The 22,104-nt window shown below is 43.2% G+C and carries 13 protein-coding genes and 3 tRNA genes; 12 read left to right on the top strand and 4 right to left on the bottom strand.

The features are described 5' to 3' along the window. Positions 1-55: 55 nt before the first annotated feature. The 3 genes from PNK_RS01820 to PNK_RS01810 form a co-directional block, all read right to left on the bottom strand. The gene (locus PNK_RS01820; RefSeq protein ID WP_059059927.1) at positions 56-1,840 is read right to left on the bottom strand and encodes a phosphoenolpyruvate carboxykinase (GTP); all 1,785 of its coding nucleotides are present in this window, start codon (positions 1,838-1,840) and stop codon (positions 56-58) included. A 207-nt stretch (positions 1,841-2,047) separates the two neighbouring features. Then, on the bottom strand, positions 2,048-3,139 hold the full coding sequence (locus PNK_RS01815; protein WP_032124987.1) for a rod shape-determining protein: 1,092 nt from the start codon (positions 3,137-3,139) through the stop codon (positions 2,048-2,050). Positions 3,140-3,206: 67 nt separating this feature from the next. Beyond that, a complete protein-coding gene (locus PNK_RS01810) occupies positions 3,207-6,698 on the bottom strand; it encodes a DEAD/DEAH box helicase (protein ID WP_059059925.1) in 3,492 nt (1,163 codons plus the stop codon). A 574-nt stretch (positions 6,699-7,272) separates the two neighbouring features. Between PNK_RS01810 and PNK_RS01805 the strand changes: the two genes are divergently transcribed. The 7 genes from PNK_RS01805 to PNK_RS01780 all read left to right on the top strand — a co-directional run bounded on the left by PNK_RS01805 (position 7,273) and on the right by PNK_RS01780 (position 12,695). Further along, a tRNA-Gly gene (locus PNK_RS01805) sits at positions 7,273-7,345 on the top strand. Positions 7,346-7,411: 66 nt separating this feature from the next. After that, positions 7,412-7,483: transfer RNA gene (locus tag PNK_RS01800), tRNA-Gly, on the top strand. An 89-nt stretch (positions 7,484-7,572) separates the two neighbouring features. Next, a tRNA-Gly gene (locus tag PNK_RS01795) sits at positions 7,573-7,644 on the top strand. 32 nt (positions 7,645-7,676) lie between these two features. Next, complete coding sequence (gene tig / locus PNK_RS12960; protein ID WP_158021665.1) at positions 7,677-8,993, top strand: trigger factor; 1,317 nt, start codon at positions 7,677-7,679, stop codon at positions 8,991-8,993. Between the two features lie 323 nt (positions 8,994-9,316). After that, on the top strand, positions 9,317-9,910 hold the full coding sequence (locus PNK_RS01790; RefSeq protein ID WP_032124984.1) for an ATP-dependent Clp protease proteolytic subunit: 594 nt from the start codon (positions 9,317-9,319) through the stop codon (positions 9,908-9,910). Positions 9,911-10,332: 422 nt separating this feature from the next. Then, positions 10,333-11,577 (top strand): ATP-dependent Clp protease ATP-binding subunit ClpX, encoded by a 1,245-nt coding sequence (gene clpX / locus PNK_RS01785; protein WP_032124983.1) that lies wholly within the window; start codon positions 10,333-10,335, stop codon positions 11,575-11,577. Positions 11,578-11,777: 200 nt separating this feature from the next. Beyond that, positions 11,778-12,695, top strand: a complete 918-nt coding sequence (locus tag PNK_RS01780) for a GNAT family N-acetyltransferase (protein ID WP_059059923.1) — start codon at positions 11,778-11,780, stop codon at positions 12,693-12,695. Positions 12,696-12,709: 14 nt separating this feature from the next. On the opposite strand, the gene PNK_RS01775 is transcribed toward PNK_RS01780, so the two are convergent. Next, positions 12,710-13,660, bottom strand: coding sequence for a GNAT family N-acetyltransferase (locus tag PNK_RS01775; RefSeq protein WP_059059921.1), 951 nt, complete (start codon positions 13,658-13,660; stop codon positions 12,710-12,712). 361 nt (positions 13,661-14,021) lie between these two features. Between PNK_RS01775 and PNK_RS01770 the strand changes: the two genes are divergently transcribed. The 5 genes from PNK_RS01770 to PNK_RS01750 all read left to right on the top strand — a co-directional run bounded on the left by PNK_RS01770 (position 14,022) and on the right by PNK_RS01750 (position 22,066). Beyond that, complete coding sequence (locus PNK_RS01770; protein WP_059059919.1) at positions 14,022-16,964, top strand: hypothetical protein; 2,943 nt, start codon at positions 14,022-14,024, stop codon at positions 16,962-16,964. A gap of 98 nt (positions 16,965-17,062) precedes the next feature. Further along, positions 17,063-18,310, top strand: a complete 1,248-nt coding sequence (locus PNK_RS01765) for a hypothetical protein (protein ID WP_032124979.1) — start codon at positions 17,063-17,065, stop codon at positions 18,308-18,310. Between the two features lie 179 nt (positions 18,311-18,489). After that, complete coding sequence (locus tag PNK_RS01760; protein WP_059059918.1) at positions 18,490-19,938, top strand: hypothetical protein; 1,449 nt, start codon at positions 18,490-18,492, stop codon at positions 19,936-19,938. A gap of 111 nt (positions 19,939-20,049) precedes the next feature. Further along, positions 20,050-21,345: a hypothetical protein gene (locus PNK_RS01755; RefSeq protein WP_059059916.1), complete on the top strand. Its 1,296-nt coding sequence runs from the start codon at positions 20,050-20,052 to the stop codon at positions 21,343-21,345. A gap of 148 nt (positions 21,346-21,493) precedes the next feature. Next, positions 21,494-22,066: a SycD/LcrH family type III secretion system chaperone gene (locus PNK_RS01750; RefSeq protein ID WP_032124976.1), complete on the top strand. Its 573-nt coding sequence runs from the start codon at positions 21,494-21,496 to the stop codon at positions 22,064-22,066. The last annotated feature ends 38 nt before the right edge of the window (positions 22,067-22,104 follow it).

Raw genomic sequence — 22,104 nt, 5'->3', positions numbered from 1 at the left:
TTTTGATTGCTTCAATTAAGTGAGGGCAAGTCTTAAGCTTTAAGCTATAAACTTTTTAAACCTCGTTAGTTTCAATGCGTTTTTTTAGCTCTTGCAATTCATCCTGCAGGGCATGTGGCAAACGATCGCCAAATAATGAAAAATAGTGGCCGATTTCTTCAACCTCTTTCAGCCATGCTTCAGAATCAACTTTTAAAAGCTGCTCCATGGCATTTGAAACAAGTGAGAGTCCTGTTGTATCAATGGCTTGTTCTGTAGGAAGATAGCCAATTGGCGTTTTGACAGCGTCGGCTTGTCCTTGAGTACGCTCAAAAATCCACTTAAGAACACGACTGTTCTCTCCAAACCCGGGCCACAAGTACTCCCCTTTTTCCCCCTTTCTAAACCAATTGACATAGTAAATCTTAGGAAGAGCGACTCCTTCTCTTTTTCCCATCTGCAACCAATGGTCAAAATAGTCGCCCATGTTGTAGCCGCAAAAAGGAAGCATGGCAAAAGGGTCATGGCGCAAGCGTCCAACATCACCTGTCGCTGCAGCTGTTGTTTCCGAAGAAACCGATGCACCAAAAAATGTACCATGCTGCCAGTTAAAGGCTTCACTGATAAGAGGGACGACACTCGAGCGCCTTCCTCCAAACAAAATGGCCGAAATGGGCACTCCCCTCGGGTCTTCCCAAGCAGGATCGATCACAGGGCATTGAGAAGCCGATACGGTAAAGCGGGAATTGGGATGGGCAGCTTTTTCTTTAGACTGAGGTGTCCAGTCATGCCCTAGCCAATTAATCAAATGAGCAGGCGCCGTTTTCGTCATTCCTTCCCACCACACATCCCCATCATCAGTCAAGGCCACATTAGTAAAAATGGCGTTGCGATTGATAGTGAGCATGGCATTTGGATTGGAATCCATCGCCGTCCCCGTCGCGACACCAAAAAAGCCGGCCTCCGGATTAATGGCATATAAGCGGCCATCTTCCCCAAATTTCATCCAAGCAATGTCGTCGCCAACTGTTTCAATTTTCCAGCCAGGCAATGTGGGTTCCAGCATGGCCAAATTTGTCTTGCCGCAAGCACTTGGAAAGGCTGCAGCCATGTATTTCTTTTCACCCGCGGGATTTGTAATCCCGAGAATCAGCATATGCTCTGCCAGCCATCCTTGATCTCGAGCCATAACAGAGGCAATACGAAGCGCATAACACTTTTTCCCGAGTAAGGCATTGCCTCCATATCCGCTTCCGTATGACCAAATCTCGCGCTCTTCTGGAAAATGGACGATATATTTGACTTTGTTGCACGGCCAGTGAACATCGCTTACCCCCTCATTCAGCGGCATGCCAACCGAATGAAGACACGGAACAAACTCCTCTTTCTTTAACAACTCTTCCACCTGCCTACCCATGCGCGTCATGAAGCGCATGTTACAAACGACATAAGGAGAATCTGTCAATTGCACCCCGAGATGCGCAATAGAGGAGCCTAAGGGTCCCATACTAAACGGGATGACATAGAGCGTCCGTCCCCGCATTGACCCTTTAAAAAGCCCTTTAAGCGTTTCTTTCATTTCTTTGGGATCGTGCCAATGATTGGTAGGACCCGCTTCTTCCAGAGTGTTAGAGCAAATAAATGTGCGGTCTTCTACGCGAGCTACATCCTGCGGATCAGAGCGGCATAGAAAACTATCAGGCCTCTTGGCTTGATTCAAAGGGATAAGCGTCCCTTTTTGTACCATCAAATCGCAAAGAGCTTCATACTCTTGTTCAGAGCCGTCACAGTAATGAATGCTTTGAGGTTGGCAAAGCCCTGCGATTTCTTGAATCCAAGATTCCAATTGTGCATGCCTCATTCTCAACCCCCTCGCTTTTATGTGATGTGCGCTAACGCAATATTATGCCGAAACGTCCAGCAACTTAGTTAAACGTGGCAAGCCTCTCGATGAGAATAACCAGAGACGCTGCACTCCACGTTTGAAGTCTATTGTTGGACAAGTAGAATGTTTAGAGCGCCAGATGAGCCGCACCATGGCTCACACTACTGCATTGATCGCAATCGCTTAGAGCGCTTTGCGCTTCTTAAATTTATCCAAATATTCGAGTGCTTTACCCGTTCCCAAGCAAACAGCAAGCAAGGGATTGGGAGCCACAATCACAGGCAATCCAGTCTCCTTGATGAGAGCCTTATCGACCCCTTTGATTAATGCACCGCCGCCAGCTAAGACCATTCCACGCTCTACAAGATCGGCTGCAAGCTCTGGAGGACATTTTTCAAGCGTTAATTTGACACTTTCGATAATCTGCTGAATTGGCTCTGCTAAGCATTCGCGAATCTCAACGGAATTGATACGTTTCGTCACAGGAAGACCTGCCACCTGATCCCGGCCGCGCACCTCCATTTCAAGCTCGCTGCCGCCAAGAGGATAGGCAGATCCAATCGTAATCTTAATTTCTTCAGCTGTTCGCGGCCCAATCATCAAATTATAGGTGCGTCGCATGTAGTTGATGATGCATTCGTCGAATTCATCCCCTGCAATACGAAGAGAGCGAGACTCAACAATGCCACCTAAAGAGAGGATGGCAATTTCTGTTGTACCGCCGCCGATATCGATAATCATGCTCGCACAAGCTTCATGCACCGGCAAGTCAACTCCAATAGCCGCAGCCATGGGCTCTTCAATCAAAAAGACCTCTTGGGCTCCAGCATGCAGAGCCGAATCTTCGACGGCTCTTTTCTCCACCCCTGTAATGCCTGATGGAACGGCGATGAGGATCTTCGGTCTAAATAAGCTCCTTGAAGGTGTCACTCTTTTAATCAGAGCTTTGAGCATCCCTTCGGCAATTTCAAAATCCGCAATAACACCATCTTTCATCGGGCGGACAGCATGAATTTTGCGAGGAGTTTTACCAAGCATGGCTTTAGCCTTATGTCCAACCGCCAAGACCTCATTAGTCATGGAGTCGACGGCAACAACCGAAGGCTCAGCCAGAACGATTCCCTTGCCTCTCACAAAAACCAAGGTGTTGGCCGTTCCCAAGTCGATTCCAATATCGTTTGAAAAGACCCCCCTAAATTTATTGAGTTGCCCAAATGCCGAGCGATAAAGTTGATTGGCCATACCTTTAAAGCTGGCTTGATTTTTTTTACTCATCCTTCTCTCAAACGGGAATCCTCCCGCTCCTTTACATTAATTAGCCATTAAACTTATAGCGAATTGACTATGTTTGAAGCAGCTCTAACACCTCTTCCCACGTCAATTTTGCAATCATATCCTCATCTCGGCTAACCACTTCTTTTACTAAACTTTTCTTGCGGTTATGTAGATCCAATATTTTTTCCTCGATCGTATTTAAGGTAATGAGCTTATACGAGGAAACTGAATTTTTTTGCCCTAAACGATGGACGCGATCCGTTGCTTGATTTTCTACAGCTGGATTCCACCACATGTCATAATGAATGACAGTATCGGCTCCAACTAAGTTAAGTCCTGAGCCTCCAGCCTTTAAAGAAACCAAGAAAATAGGGATATTGTGATCTTCGTTGAATTTTTTAACAATACTAAGACGATTTTTACTTGAACCATCTAAATATTCGAAGCGAATCCCCTGCTTCTGTAAATCTTCCCGCATGATGTTCAACATGCGTGTATACTGGCTGAAAATGACCGTCTTATGCTTACTTTCCATTAAAGTCTGTAAGAGCTCTAATAACATCTCATACTTGGAAGAATCCCCGCTCTCAGGCTTATCTTTGGCAAAAATCGCTGGATGGCAGCAAATTTGTTTAAGCCGTGTCAAGGTAGCCAGCACGTGGATTTGCACGCGGTCAAACCCTTCTTTCTTAACCAGCTGAGACAATTCTTCACGAGCAGAGGCGGCATAAGAACGATAGAGCTCTTGCTGTACATCTGAGAGATGGCAGTGATAGACAATCTCGGAAACAGGCGGCAAATCATCTAAAACGTCGCGCTTCATGCGGCGTAAAATAAATGGAGCCACCTTTCGGCGAAGATTGTCGAGATTTTTGCCAGACTGCAGCGTTGCAGATTGCCTAATGTACTTTTCAACAAAGCGGTCATATGAACTTAAAAGTCCTGGCATGAGGAAGTCAAAAAGACTCCACAGCTCTTCCAGCGAATTCTCAATAGGCGTACCCGTCAAAATCAAGCGGTGGGCCGCTTGAATCATTTTAACCGATTGCGCATTGCGAGTCCCCCGGTTTTTGATGTGCTGAGCTTCGTCCAAAATGATATAGCCAAAAGGAACGGTCTTATAGAATTCGATATCTTTTTGCAAAAGCGTATAAGAGGTAATGATGATGTCATATTGATCAATATCACTCAAAAGCTTTTTGCGCTGACTTGGATTGCCGTCGACAGGCAAGACTCTGAGCTCTGGATTAAATTTGGCAAACTCTTCTTTCCAGTTGTAAACAAGAGATGTTGGACAAACCACGATTGAGGGCTGCTCCGGGTGATCCAGCTTATATTGCGTTAAAGTAATAATCGCCTGGAGAGTTTTACCAAGGCCCATGTCATCTGCCAAAATACCATTGAGATGCATGCCTCGTAAACGATCAAGCCATTTGATCCCCTCAACTTGATAGTTGCGCAATGAGGCTTGAATAACGGATGGAATATCTCTTGCCTTACAAGGAACATGTCCGAGCATTTGCTGCTGAATTTCTTGGAGTTTTTCTGTCATGGAAAACTCAACGGGAAGTCCGGAAAACTGCTCGACGTCTAAACTTGCCAAACTCCATAAAGGACGCTGTTCACTGTGAGCATCAAGGCGATTGATTCCCATTTCATCAAAAATTTGAACAACAGGTGCAAGTTTTTCCAAATCCAGGACTAAGATCTTATAAGGAGCCTTATTTTCTTCTACCTTAGTTTTGCGCTTACTCGTTTTTTTAGCTGATAGTTCTATGAAAGCGCGCTTAGAAGAAAGGCAGTCCCAAAGTAAATCAACCGTCACTCCATTTAAGTAACCATCGACTTTCACTTCTACTTCATACATATCAATTCGACTAGATTCTTTCAGACTCAAATAAAACGTCGAATCATCATAAATGAATTGATCAAGCAAATTTTCAGGACAATTGAATTTTACGCGGTGCTGATTAGCAGGAATGACCTCGGTCATAAATTCAACAATTTTCTTGTCATTCTTAGCACTGTAGATGCCTTGAGAAGGATCAAAAACAAAATCTTGGAAAAGATGGTCCGTGATCTTCTGTTCTTCAGTCAGATTGCGTGCCAAAATTCCCTCTGGAGTCACAAATGTCGATATATGCTCAACTGTTAACTGGGAAGTTGCAGCTGGTACCTTGACGCTGCCATAAACGAAGTTGAGAGACGCTTCTAATTCCCCATTCAAATAATGAATATCACATTCTGCACCAACCTTCTCAACAAAGGGAAGTGTTACAAAACGCTCAATGATGTCTTTATGTGCGATTTCTGCAAAACGCATTAATTCAGAGAGCGCATTCTCTACAAACGTTCCAAATAATGGCTCTGGAATGGTCATATCGCGAATAGCTGGCAAACTACGCAAATGCTTGCGCTTGATCAATGATTTGAATCGGTAATAAGTATTTTGATAAATCATTCCCGGCTTGGCGCACTCGAACAGTAGCGCTTCCTCGCAATCAATAATGTGCCGGTTCTGCAACACAATTTTTGGCTTAAGTAAAATCTTGGGGGCATTAACCTCTAAATAATCCAGCTCGAACCGTAGCATTGCCGTATTGATGGCCAATTTAAGCGGCTCCTCAATCGTGCTGCAATAAATACAAGGCATAGGATATAGCTCAGGGCCGTGGTCATTAAGAGGAGCTGACGAAGCGAATCGAGTCTCTGCAATGGCATAAGAAACGGCAAGCAGTGTTCCAAAAGCTTCGATATCAATATAGGCCGAACGCTGCTGCTTATCACCTTTATTATCGGTAAATCTTGCAAAGTCGATGATCAGCTTAAGAATTTCAGCACTCGCTTCGTCGAAAGAACTAATCGAGAAGAAATAACGCTTGCTGCCGATATAAAGCGCTTCATTATAGCGAATCGCATCAATGAAGGTCTTAATTTGCGAAATATTCAAGGACTTCGATCGAAAAGGCAAGCGAAGCGATAATTGGATTTCAATTTGATCGCACCCCTTTTGAGGCGGTGTAAAGACAACCGCCAACTCAGCCTTGTCTTGAGCAATTTCCTCTTCAGGATGAAAGAAAGAGGCTTGGCCAAGCAATTGAGAGGCATTAATATACTCTTCAAGCAATTCTTTTTGAAATTTTTTGTCTTGCCGAGCATGCTCTTTTGTTTCTGCTTCTTTAAACGTTTCCCTTAGGCGTTCTTTTTCTTGGTCATCAACGTGAGTAGCTTTTTCCAAATCGGTCTCTTTGGAATAGGCGACAAGAATTTGATTGTAGTGGGCTTCTAAGTAAAATAAGACAGCAGCCAAATGCTGGCAGTCGTATTTATACGTGCAGTCGCAATCTGAATCGATGATAACAGATTCATGCCGGTCTATTTCAAGCTCAGACTCGTAACAATTATCAAAACTTCCCATCACACGGCAGCTAAAGCGCACCATATCGGGTTTTAAGTTAATAATTTTGGAAGAAACGACCATCCCCTTATCATAGAGGGATTTACCCTCTTTAATGATTGTAGGTGAGAAATCGTGCTTAAGTTTTCGAAAATTTAACATTGTCTTATCTCAATCTCTTGGCGTTGATGGTAAAACAAACAGGCTTGGTTTGGTTGAAGACCGTTATTAGCGAAACCGCATTAATTATGCGAACAAAAATTTACTTTCTGAAAAATTCCTAATAATGAACTCTTTTTATTGAGCCGGCCGATCAATCTAAAAACCTTACACTCCTTGTTTGATCTGAATTTCAGCATTCATAGACACAAATCGCGGTTTCACAAATCTTTATAAAGACTCTTCCATCATTTAAGGCAAATCACCCACTGCTTTTGGCAAGATTTTCGCGCATGGCCCACCTTTTTTAACGCTTTTGGAAGAATAACTCAACAGAAACGACGCGTTGAATGAACCGGCAGACTGTTAAAGCAACTTAAACATTCCGAAATAGTGACTGCACAAAGGAAATGCAGGATGAAAAAACAATAACAAACAAAGTGTCAATCTTTTACCTCATTGAAAAGGCTGCTCAAAAAAGGAAATTTTCATCTCATTTTATTTAATGACGATTTTATACTTGCCGAAAAAACTACGTGCACTTTATATTATGCGTTCCACAAGACCAAAAAGTCTTGCGGGTGTAGCTCAGTTGGTAGAGCGTCACCTTCCCAAGGTGAATGTCGTGAGTTCGAATCTCATCACCCGCTAAAAAGTGGTATTAGGCTTTTCGCTTGATTGGCATTTTTTTGAGCGAAAAGTCTTGATAATTTTTTGCGGGTGTAGCTCAGCGGTAGAGCATCACGTTGCCAACGTGAGGGTCGTGAGTTCGAATCTCATCACCCGCTATAAGTCCAACGATACTTATCATTGAAACTGACTTCATTTTTTTGAAGCAAAGCCTGCTTAGACTTTGTTCACATCTATTCTGACCGATGCGGGTGTAGCTCAGCGGTAGAGCATCACGTTGCCAACGTGAGGGTCGTGAGTTCGAATCTCATCACCCGCTATTATAAGATCTATTTAGCAGAGAGGTTCTCCGTGTCAAATCATGAGACAGAAGTCGGTTCAAATACCGTTAGCAATGATAATCTTACCGTTCATGTAACAAAAAAGCCCCATTGTCAAATTAAGTTTGACATCACAGTCAAGCCTGAGGCGGTTGAAGCTGCCTACCAAAAAGCGCTTAAAGCCTTCAACAAACAAGTGAACGTTCCAGGCTTCCGCAAAGGAAAAGCTCCGGTGCAGTTCATTGCTGAAAAATATGCTTCCAGTATTCAAACAGAATGTGTCGATATTGTCCTGCAAACTGGTTTTAACGAAGCTCTCCAATTGACACATATCCATCCTTTGAAAGACGGACAAATTAAACGCCCTATCGTGCACGAATGCAGCCGTGAAAAAGGTGCTCACTTCATTTTAGAATTTGAAGCGCGCCCGACAATTCCTGCTATCCAGCCTGAAGAGTTGCATTTGAGCAAAATCGAATCAGCTCAAATAACAGACGACGAGCGTCAAAACGCCCTGCAGCAAGTTCTCTTGCAGTTCACGACATATGAGCCTATCGAAGACCGGGCAACTCAAGAAGGCGACTTTGTCGACTTAGATGTAACAATCTTAGAAGAGACGCCTCGCCAAATCATCAGCAACCAGCGCACCCAAGTAAATCAAAGCGGTCTTCCCGTTTGGATGAAAGCAAAAGTGATTGGATTGAAGGCTGGCGAAAGTGCAGAAGGGGAAACAGAGCAAAATCCGCAAGCACCAAACCCAGACTTCCAGCCTGTCCCTTTCCGCGTCACTGTCAATGCAATTTGGCAAGGAAAATCTCCGGCTGTTGATGATGAGCTGGCAAAGAAAGTTGGCTTGCAAACGGTTGATGAACTGCACAAGAAGATCGACGAACGTTTAGAGCAAGAAATTCAAGACGATGTTTACAAGCAGCAAATTCATCAATTGGAGAACCAGCTGGTAGAAAAATATCCGATCGATCTGCCGCACTCTTACATCGATGCTAACAAGCAAGCGCGTTTAGATGACTACCTCAAGCAGCTCGAAGAGCGGCAGCAAGGCGACCAAGCGCATGAAAACTATGGTGAAATCGAGAAAATGATTGAAGAGAGCACGATCCGCAGCCTCCAACTATTTTTCTTGCTACGTCGCGTAGCAGCCGATAGCCAATTAGAACCGACCGATGAAGAGATTTCTCAAGAGTTAGCGAAACAAATCGCGCTGATTCCAAGCGGACGTAGCCAAATCGACATCTACAGCGACAAACAAAAATTGCGCGAACAGCTTTACAATTTAGCCTTAGATCGCAAGATTAAGCAATTTCTGCTCGATCGCGCAACATGGGCCTAATCTAAAGTCATTAAAGCTTGCCAAAGGCAGATTTTCTTAACAGGAAATCTGCCTTTTTACTTTCAGACTCTTGGCTTAAATTAACGCAAGAGACAAGAAAGTCGAGATAGCGCAGAGCGAATTACAAGTCACCGACTCCCCTGCTCCACCCAATCCATTTATCTAATTCTTGATTCTAAGAAACGATCAGGAAATCTTTTTAAACGTCTGTCGGTTTTTCGGTTCTATCTTGATAAATTCGGAAGAATCATTTATCGTGAGACCAAAAATAATGATTTTAAGCGAGGATTGCTATGTCACACCCATCTCACTCAAGACCACAAATGTCTTTAACGCCTTATGTCATCGAAGATACGGGACGTGGAGAGCGCTCCATGGATATTTATTCCCGCCTGTTAAAAGATCGCATTATTTTTATCGGCACTGAAATCACAGATCAGGTGGCAAACGTCGTCGTCGCTCAGCTGCTGTTTTTGAAAATGGAAGATCCTAAAAAAGATGTGCACATTTACATTAACTCTTTAGGCGGCTATATTACATCGGGCCTAGCCATTTATGACACGATGCAGTATTTAGGCTGCGATATTAACACCTATTGTATTGGCCAAGCAGCTTCTATGGGAGCCTTGCTCTTAACTGCCGGAACAAAAGGCAAGCGCTTTGCGCTGCCTAATAGCCGTATTATGATCCACCAGCCATACGGTGGAGTAGGCGGAACTTCTGCCGATGTCGCTTTACAAGCCAAAGAAATCCTTGAATTGAAAAAGCGACTGAATGCAATCATGTCTGACAGCACGGGCCAGCCGATTGAAAAAATCGCAAGCGACTCAGAGAGAGATTTTTATATGAGCCCTGTCGAAGCTAAAGATTATGGCTTAATTGATGAAGTTGTCGTCCCCAAAAAAAAGACAACATGATACAATCATAAAAGCCCAAGTATTGAATTTGTCTCTAGACATTTACAACTTAGGTAATGAATAGTGCCATTTGAAAGCATTAACAAGCCATTTTAGAGACTGAAACTCTCTAAAATGGCTTAATCGGCTGAGCATGACACAACATTTCTGTTACTAAATCTCTTGTCTTATTGAGTCATTAAGGGATTATTTAAATCGCTTAATTTTCTTGGATGGCTTGTCATTGCGAATGGCAAGCTGAAAAGAGACGCTCAAGGCGAGGGCAGTTACATGGCCTCTGACAAGATCACCCCTTTAATAACACTAGAAGAAGCGGGTTATCAACTTTACTCTGCATTGGGCATCACCTGAATATCGATTCTTGGCAGAAACTGAGAGTAAAGTTTTTTATTTTTAAACCTTTTTGGAATAAGTAATGACTCATGAGTAAAAAGTCTTTAACAACAAAAGATCTTGCTAGTTGTTCTTTTTGTGGACGAACCGAAGAAGCGGTCGAAAAGCTCATTTCTGGTCCAAATGTTTATATTTGCGATAAATGCGTACGCTTATGCACTGGGATTTTAGACAAAAAAGCGCCCACAAACTATGAATTCAAAATTCTCAAGCCCAAAGAAATCAAGCAAAAGCTGGATGAATACATCATTGGTCAAGAAAATGCAAAAAAAACGATTTCTGTAGCGGTTTACAACCACTATAAGCGCATCCGCTCCAAAAGCAAAGAGACGGATGGAATCGAATTCAGCAAATCGAACGTCTTGCTATTTGGTCCTACAGGATCTGGCAAAACGCTCATCGCCAAGACTCTCGCTTCCATTCTCGACGTTCCCTTTACGATTGCCGATGCGACGACATTAACGGAAGCAGGTTATGTCGGAGAGGATGTCGAAAACATCATCTTGCGCCTGCTCCAAGCGGCCGATTACGATGTTGCCAAAGCAGAACAAGGCATCATTTACATCGACGAAATCGATAAGATCAACCGCACGACGGCTAACGTCTCTATTACACGCGATGTATCTGGCGAAGGCGTTCAGCAAGCCCTCCTCAAAATTGTAGAAGGAACAGTTGCCAATGTCCCTCCTAAAGGCGGACGCAAACACCCTAATCAGGAATATATCAAGGTCAATACAGAAAATATCCTGTTCATTGTGGGCGGGGCATTCGTCAACCTGGAAAAAATTATCGCTAAACGCCTAGGACGCAATACAATTGGATTTGACGGCAGCAACCGCGAAGTCATTGACCCCACTCAAAAGAGCCTGCTGCTCTCAAAAGTTGAGCCGGAAGATCTGATCCAATTCGGCATGATTCCAGAGTTTGTTGGCCGCTTTAACAGCATCGCCAACTGTAATGAATTAACCATGCCTGATTTGATTAACATCTTGACAGAGCCCAAAAATGCCTTCATTAAGCAGTTCATTGCCATGTTCGAAGCTGAAGGGGTAAAACTCCAGTTCACGGATGAAGCCTTGGCTGCCATTGCACAACAAGCCATCGAAGCAGGTACTGGAGCACGGGCCTTGCGTCTAATATTAGAGAATCTCATGCGCGAACACATGTTTGAAGTTCCATCGGATGATACAATCTCTGAAATTCTCATCGAGAAAGAAACAGTCTTAGACAAAAAGCCTCCCGTTATCAAACGCGACGATCAAAAAATCGCTTAATTGAGAGTTAGGCGTGCCATCAAAAGGCACGCCTAATTTTTCCCCCTCATCCACATTTGTATTACACTCCATTTCCCAAAACGAAAGTCAAAAAATTCGCGATAGGTTATACACTTTTAGTCTGAGTGGTGAATCGAATCACGCGCAACCTCAAGCCTAAGCCGCAATCCTAGGAAACAAGTGGAGTTAAAAGGATTCTCATGAATGACAAAATGCTCATCCTCAATCGTTTTTCCCTTCCAGATTATGATACTCAAGAGTTCAAAGCCTATGAACGTCTGATTCTCCCACAAGCTTTGGAACGTCTAAAAGAGCTGACTGCAGAAGAGGGATATTGGGTTGCAACCGAAGCCCGTTTAGACGGCGAACTCGTAGGGTGTGCAATGGCACAATACTTTTCTATCAATCAAACCGCCCAACTCTATTCACTGGTTGTTAAAGAAAACTATCGACAGCGGGGAATTGGACAGGCCCTTTTTCAATGCTTAGAAACCACTCTAAAGGAACAAGACCACATCTTCGCCTTAGGCTTCGAATATGAAAAAAACGATGCCTACGCACCAGCCATTGAAAAAATTTTAGCGCATCGGCAATGGAACCCTCCTAAGCTCTACCTCGTGCGGTGCCATTTCGATGCCTATGCCTTTAATCCTCGCTGGATTCATTTAGCGAACCGATTTCCTCCAGAAATGGAATTATTTAAGTGGAAAGATTTGACTGCAGAGGAAAGAAAGAGAATTGCCTTCATGAGGGATCAGGGAATGTTCCTCCCCTATTTATCGCCTTTTCGCGAAGAAAAGCAAATCGATCTTCCAACAAGCGTTGGGCTTCGCTACAAAAACCAAGTCATTGGCTGGAGCATTACCCACCGCCTGGATCCAGATACCCTCCGCTATTCGGCCCTGTATATCGATAAGGACTTCCAATTTTCAGGATATGGCATTCTGCTGTTGTCAGAATCGATTCGACTCCACAAACAATTGCCGATTCCACGTGCCATCTTTGAAATCAATCTGCAAGAAATTGATCTCTCATGGCGCCGATTTGTGAAAAAACGGTTAATTCCCATTTCAGATAGAGTAGAACGCATGAAATGGGCCATCCAGATCTACATTTGAATCCAGCGAGCAGCCTATAGAGGGATATTTTCATTAAAGAACTTTAACGCCCATTTCATTCTGTCTACTTTCGTCGAGTAAGGAACTAAGCGTCTTTCAACAAATCTTGTCCATGTTGCATTAATTTGGGACAAAACAATTTCAAATAAAGCTCTTGGAGCTGGATTATCGCCATGCATGAGGCGATCATGCTGACGGATAGATTCAATGAGAAGCTGAATGCCATAGCCCAATGCTTGAAGCTCTTTTTCAACGTAAAGAATCGAGTAGCGGATAGTATCTCCTAAACGATTGGTAATGCTCCAGCCAACAAGTTGATTGTCTCTGCGCAACCCGACACTAGTCAGAAGATCGATTGTGCTCTCTTCTCGAAACGGCCACAGGAGAGGATTCAACCCTTTTCCCTCTTTTATTTTCTGAAGATCCTCTCTATCTTGTGCCGTCAAATCCTGCCACTGAAAGAATTCCATATTGGCAGGCAAGTTAAAAGGCAGATAAAGCCACTTGGGATCAAAATGATAAGAGTCAAAATGACAGCGCAAAAGATAAACAGAAGGAATTGTCCAGTGATGATGAGCTAATATCTTCTCCATCGCCTGCGTATGAGGAGTCCCCTCTTCGTACTCAAGGCCAATGGCAAAAACCTTTTCTTCCTTAACCAAAAAATTTTGCATGCAAGTAAACAAGGCTTGCCCAATTCCCTGACCACGATACCCCTCTTCTACAAAGAGAAGATAAAATTGACCAGTCCGATTACTCGCAAATACCTCAGCCAAAACAAGTCCCACCAAATGCCCCTCAATTCTTGCTTCAAAGGCAACATAATGCTTGTTTTCTGTCTCCAAACTTTGTAAAACAGAGCGAACCGAGGAACTCCTCAGACTTTGAAAAAAGGCGTTTTGAAAAAATTTAATCTGGTCAACACTAGCAAAAGGAAAAGCGATTTTATTGAGCACGAAAGGCATTTAATCTAGACCCTGAATGGCGTTTAAAGGTAGACCCATTTCTTTCAAGCAATCCCTCCTTTGAATGATTGTCAAGAGAAATTGATTCCATCAAATGTCAATGTTTAAATCCGAGAGCCATAAAGTGTCAATGGTAAAATAAATTTAATTAATCCAATTTAAATGCCAATTGATACTGTAATTAAATAAAATCTATGCTAAAATAAGAATAAGGGCCTAGAGAAATTATTAATTTAACAATTAACGATTAATGATTTTTTCTGACACGTAAATGAGTGATTTATCTCGTTTGCAGATTTGATTGGCTTTTTTCCTGCTAGAAGCGAGATAAGTCTTAGACAATAGCACAAGGAGAATGGCCATGTCAGATATTACCAGCGTGGGTGGATCATCGAATCTTCAATCTTTCTCTTATATTCAAAGCCCTGTTTTTCAAAGTCTTCCACCAGCGATTCAAGATTCCCTAATACGTTCGTTCACAACAGACGAATTGAATGAGCGTTTTTCAGGGCCAACAGTAGGTGTGCCCACCTTACTGAGCCCTTCTATCACTTCTGGATCGATCAATGAATTTTTTAAAATTCTCAACGATGCCAAGGTAGAGCTCAACCAACAATTTCGCACCTCCGATTTTATTGACCAGGTCACGCGAAAAAAGGACAGCCGCGCTGCGGGTTTGCAAGCATTGGGATTAGTCGATCAATTTAGTATCCGTGCAGCAGCCATCATCGAATCGCAAAAAGAAGCCATGCAAAAAACTACGCAGCTGCAAACGCAGACAACAACGATGAAAAACCTAGTCGATGCGCAGAATAATCGCATTAACGACATGAACAATCAAAATAGCCAAGACCGGTCCAACTTCCAAAGTTTTAGGAATGCGTATAATGCCTATGTCCAAGCTTTGCAAGACAACGGAATTACAAAGAATGGCGATAATTTTACCGTTCCTAAGGGGAAAGAAGGCATTTATAATGCTTTGACAGAAGGATATCGAAACTCGGTCAATTGGATAAATGACTATTGGGCTGCAAGAGGGACGGCCATTAACAATTACAACAATGCAACAAATTCTTATAATCAAACTGTACAGCCAAACAATAATTGGGTGACCAACTTCATTAAAGACAACGATCTTCAAAGTTATTTAGACAAATATAGCATTACCGTTTCGAAGCAACAAAATGCTAATCAAGTCAATAACTCCGGCCTAAGTTCACGCCAAAGCGCTCCTGGGTATGTAAGTGGAGAAGGCCCTGTTACAGTTAATGTTCCTCCCCCTAACAGCTTCGCTGTGGATATGGCAAATGGCGCATATAATCGCAGCGTAAGCAATATTGCTACCATAACAGTTTTTGAAACCCAGTCAGTCGGCACTGTCATCGATGATAAAATGTATGAGAAGAACGTTTCCCCAATCGATTCAGTCATCTCTTTCAACGTCGAATATTGGGGTTTTTTGAGAATTCTGAGCATTTTTAATCCGAATGTTGATTACACTCCCGATCCTCTTTTAAACTTTAAACCGTTGAGTCGTAAAGTCATTCCAAACACGATCATCGACATTGCACAACCCATTGCGTCTAACAATACGCAAGGAGCGGGTACATTAGCCATTCAATCGATTGGCCTGGACAATCCCCATATCACAGCTATTTTAGGGCAAGCCGCTTTAGCCCAATCCATTCGCAATCTTAACTTAAACTTGACCGAGGATCAAATCGCAGAGGTGGCTAATCAAGTCCTCGTTTTATCGCTTGGACTCATCGGAAGAAATAGCTTAGACGCCTTATTGCCAAGCCTGGCTCCTGTTTTATCCGTACTCTCTTCATTGCCCCCCGATAGTCCCGCTTTAAGCTTACTGTTCGCGCTTTCATTTGCCAATCGCGTTCAAGAATTGGCTGGCCAAGGGCTTACGACTGATGCATTGCAAACCTTCCTGAATGGTATTCCTGCCTTGCAGAATTTAAGTCCAGCCGACTTAGAAGCCTTAACAGCAACTATTAATTTGGGATTATTACTTGTTTCCACAAAATTACTGGAATCCTCCTTGGGATTACCTGGGCTATCGGCCCAGTTATTGCTACCTCTATTGCCACCAGAATTAGCCGCTGCCATCTTAGGCCAAGCGTCCGCTACCTCTCAACTAAACAACACCGATTTGCAAGCTCAGCTGCAAGCCAACTTTATTGCACAGGGCTTTTCACAGGATGAGGCAGCCTTCTTGGCTGATCTTGGAGTCTCTCTTGTCAATCAAAACCTTTTGACACCTTCTTCTACATCAATTGCTCAAGATAGCATCAACCAGCAACTCTTAGTCGACTCGATCAAGGCGAGCTTAATTTTATCTGACTCAAGAGCCTTTGACCTAGCCCGTGCCGACGCCATTGCAAGAGAAGTCGTCTCTCGCACATTTGAAGATCTGGGAAATCAATCGACATCAGTTACCCAATTCAGAGCCGACCTACAATCCAATTTACAAGACCTAAATGTGCGTTCAGTGGTTGCCGATGAGGTTTTGCGCGATATCATCCTAACCTCTGCTCAAAATAGCTCCTTGCAACCCCCAGAGTTAACCAATAACGCCAATGTTGTACCACCTCCAAGTAACGTCAATGTTGCACCATCCCCAAATCCGACCATTCCTCAACAACCCTCTCAATCCATTCCTCAACAACCTTCTCAATCCAATGTCAATCGTCCATCGCAACCAGTCAATACAGACACACGGTCAGCAGATCCAGTCAATACAGATACACGGTCAGCAGATAACGTAACCATCCCTACCAGCACCACTTCAACCACCCGAACTAACACTTCCACCCCACAAACTAACAATAACGGACAGCCAGTTGATGATACCACGCCAAGTGTACCGCCAGCACCATTTACCCCATTGACTCAAGCACAACTAGTTGCCATTTTAGAACGAAGGGCTGCCGAACTATTGGTTCCTCAACTTGGAACTCAGCTCGCAAAACAAATCACCGAAGAAATTGCTCAAACTCTTTTTGGTACACCTAATCCGGATCCTCGTGATGAAGCGCAATTAAAATCGCCTTTATCATTAGTCAACACTGTCAGCAACCAAATTTATCATTTGAAGCTCGATCAAAATGAAGAATATGCCGAAGCGACAACAGAAGCGTTTAAAGAAACGATTGTGACAAGCAAAGACTTTTACGCCTTTTCCCTTAAGGTCATGGATCCCGCCTATTCGCTCATTTACTCGGCGGGTACCGGTATTATGTATGCAGGACATGAACCTTCGAATTGGAAAAAGTCGATCGATATTATTGTTTAGTAAAGATGCCTATTAATTTTATGCATGAAGGATTTTTATCAGATCGCCCCATTGAATGATCATCGATCGGATAAGAGTCAATCAAAAGGAGTGAATGTATGGAAGTGGCCATTATAGGAATAGGAGCCGCCTCTGTCAGCCTCACGGAATATTACAGTCTCAATGTATTGCAAAAATACACGGATCTGATTATTCCTCTGAAAAACATTTTTACAAAAGATCCCTCTACCCTGACAGCGACCGATTACGATATCATTTTAAACCAAATCGCAAGTCTTAAAGATTTGGCTAAAAATGGTGCGACCGATACCAATGGTGTCGAGACATTTAAGAGCTTCATGAATCAGGACATGGTCACTCATTTAAATGACATCATGCGGACTCTAGCGATCGTCAACATTCCTCCTGATCCGAATGCTCCCCCTCTTTCGACTGCCGATAAGGTTGCGACTCTTCAAAATTGGCAGTATCTGACCAATTTTCAAATTGATGTACTGGGCCCTTTAAATGCAGCCTTAGGTCTTCAATTAACGGCTTCACAATATACAGTCAAAATTACAAATCCAGGGACAGGTATCGTCTCGGATCTCACTGTCGCCGCCTCGCCCGGGCGAACGTTGCAAAGCATGCTGCAGCTCGAATACATTGGAGTCGCCAACGAGCAAATGGCTGGAAAACTCGGCTACTTGCAAGACGCATTAAGTTTGTCCCAACAAATTTTGCAGTCTCTGACAGCTATCCAAAATATCTCCAACCAGATCCAAGTATCCAATAAGTTTCCCGAATTCTCTCTGCCCAACCCAACTAACGACCTGGATGCCTATAAAAAAGCTTATAAGCAAGCTGCGAGCGCTTACTTCAACCAAATTTTTCCTTCCGCCGTTCCCGTTGCCAATGCCGCAGAGCAACTGCTCAACGCGAAACAAAAACTATGGAATCAGCTCCTAGCTCTCGAAGGGACTAGCCCTACAAACAATCGCAATGCCAGCGGCACGCTTGCCAATGCAGTCTTTCAAGTCATCAAAGATATTAGCGCCGCCTTTTCCGGCATTGCAATGACCGGCAATCCCAATTTGCAAAATCAGCTGTTTTCCGCTGTCAAGAAGTGGATCATGGATAGCCAAGATCAAAGAATCGATGAAACGGGAGGACAAGGAACTGCCGGGCAAATTCAAGATCGCATCTCCACCGCCCTCAAAACCGGACAAAACTTGGAGGAGGGGCAACGCGAAGATGTACGCAGATACCTATTTATTTTCCAAGAATTTTATAAATCAGCAGCCAGCATGCTTCAAGTATTAGGAAATATTTTTGATAAAATTAATCGTGGAATAACTAAACAATAATTTTAAAAAGCAATAACAGAGGGTTGATATTTAAAATTTAATTAATATAATATTATTAAGAGGATTTTAATCATTTTCAACGACTTTAACTCTTCGAAAGGTAGCTACTGGCTTGATATTTTGCCTCTCCTTCCGAACGCTTTCAGGTCGAAGCCGTTAAGAATTTTAAGGAGTATGGTATGGATTTAACTATTGATGGAATTGGAACGGTCCCCTCGAACCGAGCAGAGTACACGAGCGGATCCGTTTTAAAAAAGTATCTGGATAATATTGCCATTTTGAATGAGATCTTTAATCGGCGCAGTAGCAATTCAGATGCGAGTTCTACCCCCCTTTCAGCTGCCGATTTTGACAAATTGATCAATGCACTCAATCAATTGCGCGATTTGGCTAAAAACGGGGTAACGGATGGCAATCCTCCTTTGACGTTTTACATGACATCCGAAATGGCGACCAACTTGGAGTTTGTTCTCAAGTCTTTGAAGGCTGGCGGTATCATGTTGGATACCTCTTATCAAGCTGCCGATAAGGTCCCCCTATTAGAGAGCTGGCAAAGCCTGGCGGGATTCGGCGTTCAGCAAATCATGAATGCAGCCGGAAGCGTGTCGACAAGTTCAACTCGGACCTTACAGAGCATGGTGGAGCTCGAATACGTCAAACAGGGTAACGATTTGCTCGCCATTAAGTTCAAAAATCTCGAACAGAGTTTGAAAACGACGCAAGGGATCCTGGATTCGTTGACAATCATTCAAGGAATTTCCAACCAGATTACCGTGACCAACAGAGGCGACTTTGCTTTTCCTCCCGGCAACGATAACCAAATTCCTTCGGCAGCGGTTGCTCAAATCCAAAACGTATTCAACCAAATTACGAGTGGAAAAGCTGATTCTGATATGAATGGACTCGTCGGTCAGATGAGAAATTTCACCAATTCCTATAATACCAGCCGGAACGCAGCACTGAATACTGCTGCTAATAATCCGAATACGACCTTTAGCGCCGAAATGGCCAAGTTCGTCGGTGCTTCTAACATCATGAACAGCGTTTTGACAGCCGATTGGAGCTCATCATCAGGGAGCGGAAAAAGTAGCAGTACTCAAAACTTAACACTCGAGTACTACACGAGAGTTTACAAAGTTGTAGCCAGCGCCCAGTTCCGCCAAGTCTTTCCAACAGCGACCCCCACAAGCACGGCAGCAACTGAATTATTGGCCGCCAAACAAAAACTCTATCAACGCTTGCTCGATTTGGAACTCATTTCTCCAGAGAACTCGCGCTCTGTAGAAGGAACGCTTGCCAATTTTATTTATAAGGTGTGTAACGACATCAGCAACGCCTTTAAAAACCTGACGGCAACATCTAGTCCAGCCCAACTTAAGGCGGCTGTTTCTAAGTGGATCATAGATAATCAGGATCAAAAGGCAGGGGCCGGCTCATCAAATGACGCAGGAGCAATTCAAGACCGCATCACGCAAGCGATCAAAGCAGCGCAATCGTTGAATGATACAGAGAAGGAAAATGTGCGCAATTACCAATTCGTTTTCCAGCAGTTCTACCAATCAGCCGCAACTGTTTTGCAAAAAGTGACCCAAATCGTGGAAAAATTGGCGCAAGGAATTGCCCGTTAAGCACACTGGCATGTTTTTTGCAAAAGAACAAAAAATTATGGTTTAAGCCTTGGGGGCTGTTATAGATAATTAAGTGCTATTTCACCTCTCAAGTATTTCACGGAGAAAACTATGACTGACAATATAACCTTCGATGATGGTTTTCATCAGACGAGTTTTTTAAATGGTTTGCAGTACATACCGAATGCTATTCTGGGGAATGAAATTCCCCTGCCTTACTATCCTGCAAGTTTTTATAGCGATAACAATTTAAGTGCATTGCCAGATAGTGCGATTCCTTTTTATCTCTATGCTGCGAATACCTCATTGTCTGCCAGAACACAGGCAGAGCGCTTTAATCAATTTTTATCAGGCTATAGCATACCTAATATTCCAGGACCTACTGGACCATCTAAAAGCTTTACTAATTTTGCAAGCTTCCAGTCCGGTCTTTATACCGCACTGGGAATAGGGCAAAACGATGGGCTTTACCAGGGCTTAGTGCAAGAGTTTGCAGCGGCACTGAATATTCAAATTGACAGTAGCGGCAATGTCACTGGAGGCGATTGGCAGATTTTAACAACCCAACCTGCAGCTTCACCTCCTGTCAACTTTTTCAGTACGAACTCTAATAATCCCTTCATGAAGGCTTTTGCAGACTTCTTGAGCAAGTACCAGTATCCAGCCTCTACGCTTTCTGGCGATTTGGGCTTTTTAAAAAGCTTCCTCACGCAATGGCATCAATACTTATCCAATATTAGTTTATTGGTTGATCCATCGCCCTCTGCGCTTCCCGTCTTCCAAAATCTGACAACCTATCAAGCCATCTACAACGCCTATGCCAAAGACACTTCTATTAGTGCCTTTAAGGCCAGATTAAATCAGTTTTATCAAGAGCAGATGAACTCAAAAGGCTATTTTATGCCCAGCCAAATGTTAGCTGACTGGGTCGCAGCCATCCGCAATGAAAATGGCATTAACATGAATCTGGAGCTTGTCGGCTCTTCACTTGCCGGGAATAGTTCAGAAAAAGCGCTGGTTCTCAACCGCATCATCCTCCTTCTCATCTCGATTATTAAAACCTTGCAAGACGTGGGTATTGCACAGGCCAACCGCCTAACGTATCTGACCAAGTATCAAAACGTTTACACTGCCTTGCAAACCCAAATTCCCGTCTTTTTAAAAGACGGAAGTAATCCTTTGGGAAAAAGTAGTACTGAAGCTGGACAAACCCGTAACGACTTAAACTCCTCTTTCAATGGTATTTTAACCGACAACATGAGATCTCTCAGAGGTATTCAAGAGGATAATGCTAAAAAATTACAATCAAACGTTAATGCTACAAACGATGCTGTTAACCAACAAACCGACATGGCATCTACTTTTATTCAGCAGATGACCACGCTTTTGAGCACCATATTGCGTTAACAGGAATAAAAAAGGAGCAAGCAGACTTCAAACACCTAACCCAAGACAGCTTCTATGAATGGATGTTTATGCTAGCTTTACAGACGTTTAAAGGACTTTTTCATTTGAATAAAGAAATAATGATGACAAGAATTAGAAGGAGGCAGCTATGAAAGGTTCTCGGGGAACAAAAGGTCAAATGAAAAAAGAAGCCTTAGATTCATCCTTTCAAGAAGATGAAAAATTTCAAAAAGCCTACAGCGACATCATGAACCGCATGTTCAAAGATGGAATGACTCCAAAAGATGCGATGGGAGTCAATAGCAATGTATTGGAAAGCATTTATGCGCAAGCGTACCGGCTTTACAATACAGGCAAATACATCGAAGCCACTCATCTATTCCGCATCTTGATTATGATGAACGTGACGGAGCCTAAGTATACTCTAGGCCTTGCCGCTTGCTTTCACATGTTAAAAGAGTATAAAAATGCCATTCAGACTTATACGATGTGCAGCACAATAGATCCCAATACTCCCATTCCCTATTACCATTCATCTGATTGTTTCATTCAAATGAAGGACTATCTCTCAGCGATGCTGTGCTTGCAACTAGCCATTGACAAATCAGAGAACAGACCTGAATTTGCCAAAATTAAAGAGCGCGCGACGATGAGTTTAGAAAGCTTAAAACAGCAAAATCTGCCTTCCACTCCTGTGACAATGGAGGAAGAAGAGATTTAAACTTAACGCCTCGCTCATTGCTAAACGTCATTAGCACA

The sequence above is a fragment of the Candidatus Protochlamydia naegleriophila genome (genome assembly GCF_001499655.1).
GTDB classification, from domain to species: domain Bacteria; phylum Chlamydiota; class Chlamydiia; order Chlamydiales; family Parachlamydiaceae; genus Protochlamydia; species Protochlamydia naegleriophila.
This window is presented reverse-complemented; position numbering and strand designations above follow the sequence as displayed.

Bases quoted from the DNA above. Each gene is read 5' to 3' on its own strand.
- PNK_RS01770 (WP_059059919.1), top strand. From the start codon at position 14,022: ATGTCAGATATTACCAGCGTGGGTGGATCATCGAATCTTCAATCTTTC.
- PNK_RS01820 (WP_059059927.1), bottom strand. From the start codon at position 1,840: ATGAGGCATGCACAATTGGAATCTTGGATTCAAGAAATCGCAGGGCTT.
- PNK_RS01755 (WP_059059916.1), top strand. From the start codon at position 20,050: ATGACTGACAATATAACCTTCGATGATGGTTTTCATCAGACGAGTTTT.
- PNK_RS01780 (WP_059059923.1), top strand. From the start codon at position 11,778: ATGAATGACAAAATGCTCATCCTCAATCGTTTTTCCCTTCCAGATTAT.
- PNK_RS01810 (WP_059059925.1), bottom strand. From the start codon at position 6,698: ATGTTAAATTTTCGAAAACTTAAGCACGATTTCTCACCTACAATCATT.
- clpX (WP_032124983.1), top strand. From the start codon at position 10,333: ATGAGTAAAAAGTCTTTAACAACAAAAGATCTTGCTAGTTGTTCTTTT.
- PNK_RS01790 (WP_032124984.1), top strand. From the start codon at position 9,317: ATGTCTTTAACGCCTTATGTCATCGAAGATACGGGACGTGGAGAGCGC.
- PNK_RS01750 (WP_032124976.1), top strand. From the start codon at position 21,494: ATGAAAGGTTCTCGGGGAACAAAAGGTCAAATGAAAAAAGAAGCCTTA.
- PNK_RS01760 (WP_059059918.1), top strand. From the start codon at position 18,490: ATGGATTTAACTATTGATGGAATTGGAACGGTCCCCTCGAACCGAGCA.
- PNK_RS01775 (WP_059059921.1), bottom strand. From the start codon at position 13,660: ATGCCTTTCGTGCTCAATAAAATCGCTTTTCCTTTTGCTAGTGTTGAC.
- PNK_RS01815 (WP_032124987.1), bottom strand. From the start codon at position 3,139: ATGAGTAAAAAAAATCAAGCCAGCTTTAAAGGTATGGCCAATCAACTT.
- PNK_RS01765 (WP_032124979.1), top strand. From the start codon at position 17,063: ATGGAAGTGGCCATTATAGGAATAGGAGCCGCCTCTGTCAGCCTCACG.